At 55.3% G+C, this 9798-nt stretch carries 4 protein-coding genes; all 4 read right to left on the bottom strand.

Annotation, left to right across the window (positions count from 1 at the left end):
- On the bottom strand, window positions 1-4646 hold a 4646-nt coding region (locus NLX73_RS24750; RefSeq protein WP_254327603.1), incomplete at its 3' end, for a non-ribosomal peptide synthetase.
- Between the two features lie 229 nt (window positions 4647-4875).
- Entirely contained in the window at window positions 4876-6609 is a 1734-nt protein-coding gene (locus NLX73_RS24745) for an ABC transporter ATP-binding protein (RefSeq protein WP_254327602.1), read from the bottom strand.
- Window positions 6606-8432: an ABC transporter ATP-binding protein gene (locus NLX73_RS24740; RefSeq protein WP_254327601.1), complete on the bottom strand. Its 1827-nt coding sequence runs from the start codon at window positions 8430-8432 to the stop codon at window positions 6606-6608. Before NLX73_RS24740 ends, NLX73_RS24745 begins: the two co-directional genes overlap by 4 nt.
- On the bottom strand, window positions 8422-9798 hold a 1377-nt coding region (locus tag NLX73_RS24735; protein WP_254327600.1), incomplete at its 5' end, for a thioesterase domain-containing protein. The genes NLX73_RS24735 and NLX73_RS24740, both read right to left, overlap by 11 nt.

Raw genomic sequence — 9798 nt, 5'->3', positions numbered from 1 at the left:
CGCTCGTTCAGCTCGCGGTAGGTCAGCTGCCGCTCGTTCATGACGGCGGCCACGTTGTCCGGGTAAAGCTCCGCCTGCTCTTCAAACAAGCCGTGAATCGTCTGCTGCCGCGGGTAGTCCGCCTCCGAATCGTTGAAACCGCGCACCAGCTCGTAGATTTCCTCCTCCGTGAGCATTTCCAGCGAGGCAATATCCTCGTCCGGCGCTGCTGCGATGGTTTCGAGCAGCTTGTCATAATGTCTGGCGAACCGCTCCGCGGTCTCTTGTTTATACAGAGCCGTAGCGTACTCCAACCGGCATTCGAGCTGACCGTCCAGCTCCGAAATATCCAGGAGCAGCTCGAACTTGGATGTTCGGTTTTCCAGCGGATAAAACGATTGCTCCAACCCCTCGATGACAATTTGCTCGTTCTCCGTATTTTGCAGGGCGAAGAACGTATCAAAGAGCGGATTCCGGCCGGTCGCGCGCGGAATGTGAAGACTTTCTACCAAGTCTTCGAACAAATAATTTTGGTGTTCGAAAGCCCCGAGCGTGATGTCCTTGATTTCTTCCAGGTACGTAAGGTACGGCTTGGAACGCTCCGGACGGCTGCGAATGGCCAGCGTGTTGATAAACATCCCTACGATCGGCTGCACTTCTTCCTGCGTTCTTCCGGCAATCGGCGTTCCTACGATCAGATCTTCCTGACCCGAATATTTATGCATAAGGATGGTGTAAGCCGACAGCAGCACCATGTACAGGGTCGTCCCTGTCCGTGCCGCCAGCTCTTTCAGCTTCTCCGTCCGATCTTTCTCGATATAAAACTTCACGGTTCGGCCGTCAAAGCTTTGCACCGCAGGCCGCGGGAAGTCCGTCGGTAGCTCCAAGACCGGCAGCTCGCCCGACAGCTGTTCCAGCCAATACTCCTTCTGCGGCTGGAGCATCTGCCCGTAAGCTTCGGAATGCTGCCAAACGGCATAATCTTTGTATTGAATGCGCAGCGGGGCCAGCTCCTCGCCCCGATACAGGCGGCTGAACTCGTCGAAGAGCAGCGCTGTCGAAATGCCGTCCGAGACGATATGGTGCATATCGAACAGTAGAATGTGGCGATCCTCGGCGACTTCGATCAGGCCGATGCGGAGAAGTGGCGGCTTGGTCAGATCAAACGGGTGATAGTAAGCTTCCACCACTTGCTCCACTTCCCGCTCGCTCGCTTGGAAATAATCTACAGCAAACTCCACCTCGTCATAGATGCGCTGGACAAGCTCGCCTTGAACCTGCTCGATCCCGGTACGCAGCGTCTCATGGCGCTGAATCAGCGCCCGGAACGCGTGCTCGACGCGCGTGCGGTCCAGCTTGCCTTCGAGAAGAAGCGCCGCCGACATATTGTAGCTGCGCTCGGCCCCGTCAAGCTGGCGCAGGACGTACAGACGCTTTTGCTCGGATGAAACCGGATAGTACTCGGCCTCAGCCGCCTTTGTAATCTCATACGTCTCCTGCTGCCTTAAACCGCCGATTCTTTGGGCTAGCTGTTCGATCGTGGTGTAACGGAAAACTTCCCGCAGCGAAACCTCGACTTGCAGCTCTTTCCTAATCTTGGAAACAAGCGTAGAGGCCCGCAAGGAATGACCACCCAAGTCAAAGAAATCGTCTTGGACTCCAACTCGCGCAATACCCAGCACCTGCTGCCAAATGAGAGCAAGTCTTGTTTCCAGCGTTGTGCGAGGAGCCACATACTCACGGCCTGCTTCTACCTCTCCGGTCGGTTCAGGCAGCGCTTTACGGTCAATTTTGCCGTTCGGCGTGAGCGGAAGCTTATCAAGAGACACCAGCCGGGCCGGGACCATATGGGCCGGCAGCTCTTGCTTCAATTGGGACAGCAGATCGCTCAGCTGCAAAGAAACATCCGCCGCCACGTAGCCGCACAAATACTTTTGCCCCTGCTCATCCGTACGGTCGGTCACCACAGCCTGCTTGACGCCCGGGAAACGCAGCAGGGCCGTTTCAATTTCGCCGAGTTCGATCCGGAACCCGCGAATTTTCACTTGATAGTCGATCCGGCCGATGAAGTCGACGTTGCCGTCTTCCAGCCAGCGGGCCAAATCGCCTGTCCGGTACAGACGTTCGCCCGGCACAAACGGGCTGTCCGCAAACTTCTCAGCGGTTAGGTCCGGACGGTTCCAGTACCCGCGCGCCACCCCGGCGCCGCCGATGACAAGCTCGCCCGGAACCCCTACAGGAACCGGCTTTAACGCGGCATCGACAATGTAAAACCGGGCGTTCAGCCAAGCTTTGCCGATCGGCACATGCCCCGACGGCGGCAGCTTATCCAGCGGCTCACCGTAAAAGCTGCTGTCAATGGCCGCTTCGGTAACGCCATAGCTGTTGATGATGCGGAATTGTCCGCCGAATCTTTCCTGCAGCAATCGGTAATCGGTGACACTGCAAGCATCCGAGCTGGTAATCAGCAACTGCATGGAACTAACGTCCAGCCCTTCTTCATAAATATGCTGCATGAACGGCAGGATGAGCGCAGGCGTCGATTCGAATACCGTAATGTTTTGGTCCCGAATCCAGCCGTATAAGAGGTTCGGATCAATCCGGTCATCCTTCGGCACAATCACCATCGTGCCTCCGTTATACAGCGTCCGCGCGATGTCTCCGACGAACACGTCAAACGAGAAGCTGGCCAGCTGCAGCAGCCGCACCGGGAACTGATCCAACCGGTACTCGCGACGGTACGCATCCGCCGTATTCACGAGACTACCGTGCTCGATCATGACGCCTTTCGGGCGTCCCGTCGTACCCGAGGTGTAAATCACATAAGCCAAGTCTTGCGGGGCGCTGTCGGCAGATTCAAATTCCACGGTTAAGGCATCCCCGTTATAAATCTGTTCATCGTCCATGGCATAGACAGCTTGAAGCTTCAGCCGGTCATCGGCCAACCAACCTCTGGCCCGCTCCAACAGATGACGCTGCGTAAGCAGCACCGATGCATCGCTATCGCTGAGCATGTACTCAATCCGCTCCGCCGGATAATCGGGGTCCAGCGGTACATAGGCTCCGCCGGCTTTCCAAACGGCGAGCACCCCGACCAGCAGTTCCACTGAACGCTCCGCCCAGATTCCCGTAATCGTCTCCCTTCCCACGCCCTGTTCGCGAAGGAGAGAAGCCAGCCGCTCGGCGCGTTCGTTCAATTCGCCGTAGGTCAGCTGTTTGTCCATGTAGACGACTGCCGGATGATCCGGAATTTCCCGGGCAAACTTTTCAACATACCGATGAAACGCTTCTCCCTCGCTCAGCCCTGCCACCGGCGGGTTAAAAACGTTGACAATGCGGTGTCTCTCCTCATCGCTCAGCAGAGAAATCTCGCGTACCGGCAGTTCGGGAGTCTGAAGAAACTGGTCCAGAACGGTTACATACTGTTCCATAATCCGATCAATCTCGGCCGTCTCGAACAGGCCGGTACGATAGGAAGCATGGAGAATTACATGGCCTTCATTCAACATATGGTCGAAGCGCAGCAGCAAATCGTCCATCTCGTGCCTAGCGAAGTGAGCCTCCAGGCGTACCTTGATTTCTTCGTACTCCTCGATTTTCAAAGGCAGATACTCTAGAGATGTGCGGAACAGCCCCGAAAGATCGTTGCGGCCGTGTTGTTCGCGTAAATCCTGGATCAATTGGTTATAAGGGTATTTCTGATACCGCAGATCCGCCGTATTTTCCTTGGAAACCGTTTGGATCAAGAAAAGCACGTTCCTGTCTGGATTCAGACGAATCCGCGTAGCCACGGTACTGACGAACATGCCGATCGTTTCTTTTTCCTTCTTGCTGGTGCGATTGGCGAAAACCGTGCCGACCGGAACATCGGTGCTGTCGGTCAGCTTGTACAATAAGGCGTACATGGCGGACAGAAATAACGTATATAAGCTGACCTGATATTGTTCGCTGAAGGCCAGAATGCGTTCATACCGGGAACCGTCCAAAGTGATGGCCAGTTTATTGGATTCGCTGCCGATCGAGAATGGCGGATACGATTTAATGCCGGTCGTTTCCGGCAAAGTGTTGTACTTCGTCAGCCAGTATTCCTTGCCTTTTTGATAACGCTGCGATTGCTCATATTCACGCTCCGCGGAAATATAATCCAGATAGGAAGGGGCCTGGTAACTGCTGGAGATGCCTTTGCGCAGTTGCAGGTATTTTTCCATCACCGCATGCAGCAAAGCATTGACGGACAAGCCGTCGGCGATAATATGATTTACCGTCAAATTGAGCCATACTTGGCCGTTCGCAAAATGGATAATTGTAAATTGGTAGAGGTGTTCGTCGAACACGCTGGCCGGTTTTTCGCTTACTTCTTTCACCCAAGCATAGAATTGTTCGGTTGTGCCTATTTCGAGGCGGCTTATCCTAGCTTGGACATTCTCCGGCTCTTCGAACCACTGCGTTGGATTTTGCAAATCCCCGCTAATGCGGATTCGGAAAACGTCATAGGTTTTGACGATCTCTGCCGCCGCTTGCTCCAGAAGCTGTGTGTTGATCTCGCCCGTAATCTGGTAGGTCGCGGAAAGCATCGTGATGGACGTTCCCGGATTCATAATTTCCATGAACCATATTCGGCGCTGGGCTTGCGTTAATCCATATTGCTCGTTGGTATTCTCTCTCACATCGACACACTCCCGGTTTAGAGATTCTTTATAGATAGGCTTTGTACCTAGATGTCACTTAGTCACTCTTAGAAGAACCGCGCGGCCATTCCCGGAACGGCTCCTTCGGACTCTGTCCCCTTTTTCGTGTCTGCGTTTTCTGGTAACTACCGGTTATAAAGTCATACCTTGGATTACTAAAAGACTCTGTCGCATTCGCAAGCAGGAAGCCGCCCGCCGTAAAGCGGGTCTAGCCGTACAGCCGGGCGTAATAACCCCCGAGCGCCAGCAGGTCCTGATGGCGGCCCCGCTCGACGACCGTCCCTTGGTTCATGACGGTAATCAAATCCGCATGTTCCACGGTGCTGAGACGGTGGGCGATCAGAATGGTGGTGCGCCCCTTCATCAACACGTTCAGGGCCTGCTGTACCCAATGCTGGGATTCGTTATCCAGCGCGGAAGTCGCTTCGTCCAGCAGCAGAATCGGGGCGTTTTTGAGAATCGCCCGGGCGATCGCAATTCGCTGCCTTTGTCCGCCCGACAACGACGCTCCTCTCTCTCCCACCGGCGTTTTATACTGTTCAGGAAGTTCCTGAATGAAATGGTGAGCGTACGCCGCTTTGGCCGCTTCGATCACTTCTTCATCCGTTGCATCCGGGTTGCCGTAGCGGATGTTTTCCTCAATCGTGCCGGTAAACAAGAACGGCTCCTGCGGAACGTATGCAATCTGCCTGCGGATTTCGTCCAGCGTGTAATGGCCGAACGGTTTGCCTTGGAGCAGGATTTCTCCGCTGTCCACAGGATAAAAGCCGAGCAGCAGCTTGATCAGCGTACTTTTGCCGCTGCCGCTGGCCCCCACGATAGCGGCGACCTGGCCGGGAAACACCTGCATGGAGATGTCGACAAGCACCTTTTTATCCGCCTGATATGAAAATTCCACATCGCGAAACTCCACCGCAGCCTCCGACACGAGCTCGCTGTGAGGAGATCCCAAACGCTCCGGTTCCTCTTCCTCTCTTAGTACCTCTTGAATCCGGTGAGCGCCCGCGATCGAATTTTGGGTCATCGACAGAACCATCCCCAAGTTCAACAAGGCGTGCGTCAGATTCACTTGCAGAACCGCCAGGGCGGCGACGCTTCCCATTCCCATCAGTCCGTAGGCATAAAGAAGACTGCCGATGACGATGATGCCGCAGAACGTGACGTAGCTGATAAAATGATTCACCGCAGCCTGCATGCCGTTCTTCTGCGCGGTTTGCCGAAGCGTCTGCGTCATTTGTTCGTTCAACGCCTCGTACTGGCCGTAAATCGTGCGGATGCGGAACAGCTTCACAATTTGAATGCCGCCCATAAAATCTTTGAATTTTTCGGTCATTTTACCGAGCGTTTGCAAGCCTTGTTCGGACAAGGCGCGAATATCCCGCGCAAATTTCAGGCTGACCACGGAGGACAGCAGCAGAATGACGAAGGATACGCCGGCAAACCGCCAATCGATCAACACCATGGAGACAATGGAGCCGATGCAAAAGACAACTTGAAGCAGCAAAACGAAGTAAACCTGCGAGAATGTAAACTCAACGGTCGTTACGTCGTTGTTCACCCGCGACAGCAAATCCCCATGGTGCGTCTGCTCCAGGAATCTCGGCCGCACCCGGCACAGCTTGTCATAAAGACGTTCGCGGATATTCAGCACAGTCAGCTCGACACTGCGCTGGTATAAGTAAATGAACCAGGGAGAAATCACATTTTCCAGGAACAAGGCCGCGCCCAAAATAATAAAGGCTTCCACCATCAGGGACGTATCTCGGGACACGGCGAAATCAACCAAGTTATGTACGACCAAGCTGAAGGCGATCAGGAACAATGTCTGGGTGAGCGCCGTCACGGCCAGGCCAATGGCGTACTGGGTTTTGCGCTTGCGGTTCATAAACATCAGCAAGTAGCCGAGTTCTTTCACTTGCGAGAGCCATCCGCCCTTTTTCATGTGTACGCCACCTCCCTGCGTTCGGCAGACTCGGTAAATTCCTGATAGTACGACTGGGCGTACAGTCCCTTCATCTTCAGCAATTGTTCATGAGTGCCCTTTTCAACAATACTCCCCTGTTCCATGACCCAAATTTCGTCGGCGTTTTGTACTGTAGAAAGCCGGTGGGCAATAACCATCGTCGTTCTCTGCTTCATCAATACGCCCAGCGCTTCCTGAACCGCGCTTTCCGACTCCGGATCAAGAGCCGACGTTGGCTCGTCCAGCAGCAGAACGGGAGCATTATTCAGAAAAGCCCGGGCCATTGCAATGCGCTGGCGCTGCCCGCCGGACAAAAAGCCTCCGCGCTCTCCGACATACGTCTGGTAGCCGTCGGGAAGCTGCATAATGAAGGAATGCGCCTGAGCGGCTTTGGCGGCTTCGATAATCTCGTCCATCGACGCTACTTCCCGCCCGTAGCCGATATTTTCAGCGATCGTGCCGCTAAACAAATATGAATCCTGGGTTACCACGGAAAAATGCGACCGAAGCTGCTCCGGATCGGTGCCGTGGATCAGGCTGCCGAACACGCGGATCTCGCCCTGGTCCTCTGGAAGCGGATAAAAGCCGCATACAAGCTTAAACACCGTGCTCTTCCCTCCGCCGCTCGCTCCGACAAGCGCGATCGTCTTCCCTTCCGGCAGCGAGAAGCTAACATTCCGCAGGATCGGAGAGCTCTCCTCATACCCGAAGGTTACGTTCTGAAACTCGATGGGGGCGGCGCTCGCTTTCGAAAGCGAACGGCCATTTTCCGTTTCGGTCGGCTGCTCGACGATTTCGGAGACCCTTCTCAGGGCACCGGCCATTTCGAACGTCCGCGTGATGAGCTCGGGAATATGCTCCAGCGGCTCCAGACACAGATTCAGCAAGTACAGGAAGGCGATCAGCTCTCCCGCGCCTAGCTGCCCTTTGTAGATCAAATAGCTTCCGTAACTGACGGCGAAAATGATCGGGCTGATCATCAGCGTGGAAAGTAGCGGGTTGACCCAGGCTTCCCGCTTTTTCACGGCCAGCTTTTTTTGGGCCGTCAATTGCAGCAGCACTTGGTAGGAGCGAGATAACATGCCGGATAGCAGGTAGCTTTTTACAATAGGCATACCCCCAAGCGTATCCTGGAGGTTGACGTTCATCCGGCCCATGTTCGCCTGGGCTTCCTCCGTCAACCGCTCCAACTGCTTGCCGATCCATTGGGAAACCAGCAGCGCTACGGGAAATAACAGCAGGCTGTACAGCATCAGCTCCCATTGGAGGTAGATCAAATAAGCGAAACAGCCGATGAACACCAGCGGATGATAAAACCACTGGGCGAGGTCCCGAATCATAAACTGCTGGATGAGCTGCAGGTCGTTGTTGATCCGCGACAATACGTCGCCGGAGTGCTGCTTTTCCAAATAGGAGACCGGGAGTTTGCCGATATGACGCATGACATGGTTGCGGATATCCTGCACCGCAGAGGCGCTGCTTCGCTCCACGCCGAAGCTCATGAAAAACTTCGCCGGCACACCGATCAAGATGACCACAAAGACCGTGTACACGATTTGCAGAACGATTGGCCCCGCCCCCTTCTCGGCCTGGGTGGTCAGCTGCTCGATCAAACTTCCCATCCATATCTCAATAACGGCGGCGGCAATCGCGGACAAGATACCGACGATCATCCAGCCTTTGTGACGGCTTACATAGGACATCAGCCAGCGGAACGCTTTCCAGGCGGCGTAAGCGGTTTGGCGCTTGGAAGGCGCCGCTGTGCCTTGTTCTAGAACAGACGGCTGGCGGTCAGCTTCCATGCAGTACCCCGGCCTCCGCTTCGATCTGCCGCTTGACTTGCTCTAAGATGTCCCGGATGACGACGGCCGTTTCTTCCACGCGCGCGAGTTCCAGCAATTCCTCGTGCGCGCCCTCCAGCCGGTAATCGGCGTAAGCTTGCGTCGTTGCCCCCCGCCAGGAAGGCAATTGGTGCTCCAGGCGGAACGCTTCGCTGTCCTTCGCAATCATTTCGTAAATCCGGGCCGGGATCGTGCCGGAATTAATAAGCTGCGCTTCGTACGCCAAGGTCGCTTTGACCTTCCGATGAACCCGCTCCCGCACGAGCGGGTTGCTCATTAATTCCTTCTCTTCTTCGTCGAAATCGGCAAGCGTTTCTTCAAGCTCTTTCTCCGACGTTTCGGAAGGCGTCAGCGTGTCCTTAATCCACGAGTCCACCATGAGCACGTCCGTTACGGAATACCCTCTTTTCTCCATCGTTTTGGCTACCTCGAACGTCAGGTTGCCTCCGAAGCAGTAGCCGAGCAGCACGTAAGGTCCTTCCGGCTGGATGCGGACGATCTCGTCCACATAACGGTTCAGCATGGCCTCGTAATCGACGGCATCGTCGATAAAATCAATGCCGTAGAGCACGAACCGGCCGTCGAGCCTGCTTGCGAGCTCTCGGTAACCGATGCCGAAGCCGCTGCCCGGAGGGAAGCAGAACACGTTCAGATCTCCTGCTTTATTCAGCTTAATGAAGGAGTCTCCCCCTTTATCCAGGCCCAGATCCTCCTCGCCGAAAGCCATGGCTTCAACTGTCAAATTGTGGAATTGGCGGTTCAGCGGTATCTCGAGGCCCGTTTCATCGTAAACAGCTTGAACGAGCCTCATCAGACTTAATGAATTGCCACCCAACTCAAAAAAGTTATCCTTTACGCCGACCTGCGGAACGCCAAGCGTATCCTGCCAGACGCGGGCGATCTTCATTTCGAGCAGCGTTCTCGGCGCGACATATTCCGCTCCTCCGGCCGCGGCTTCCTCCGGCGCGGGCAGCGCTTTGCGGTCGATTTTCCCGTTCGGGGTCAGCGGCATCCGCGAAAGCTGCACGAGGTGCGAAGGAATCATATACCCCGGAAGCTGCTTGGCGAGCTCCTCCTTGAGTTCATGCGCCGCCAGCCTCGTTTCCGCGACGTAATAAGCGACAAGCTGCTTATGGCCGTTCGCGTCGTCGCGGTCAAGCACCTTGGCTTCTTGCACGGCGGCGATCTTCAGCAGCTGCGTCTCGATTTCGTCCAGCTCGATCCGGTACCCGCGGATTTTCACCTGATGATCGATCCGGCCCAGGTATTCGATGTTGCCGTCCGGCAGCCAAGCCGCCAAGTCGCCCGAGCGGTACAGTTTCTCCCC

It is taken from the genome of Paenibacillus sp. CH40 (assembly GCF_024213605.1).
GTDB lineage: Bacteria > Bacillota > Bacilli > Paenibacillales > Paenibacillaceae > Paenibacillus > Paenibacillus polymyxa_B.
This window is presented reverse-complemented; position numbering and strand designations above follow the sequence as displayed.

Bases quoted from the DNA above. Each gene is read 5' to 3' on its own strand.
- NLX73_RS24745 (WP_254327602.1), bottom strand. From the start codon at position 6,609: ATGAAAAAGGGCGGATGGCTCTCGCAAGTGAAAGAACTCGGCTACTTG.
- NLX73_RS24740 (WP_254327601.1), bottom strand. From the start codon at position 8,432: ATGGAAGCTGACCGCCAGCCGTCTGTTCTAGAACAAGGCACAGCGGCG.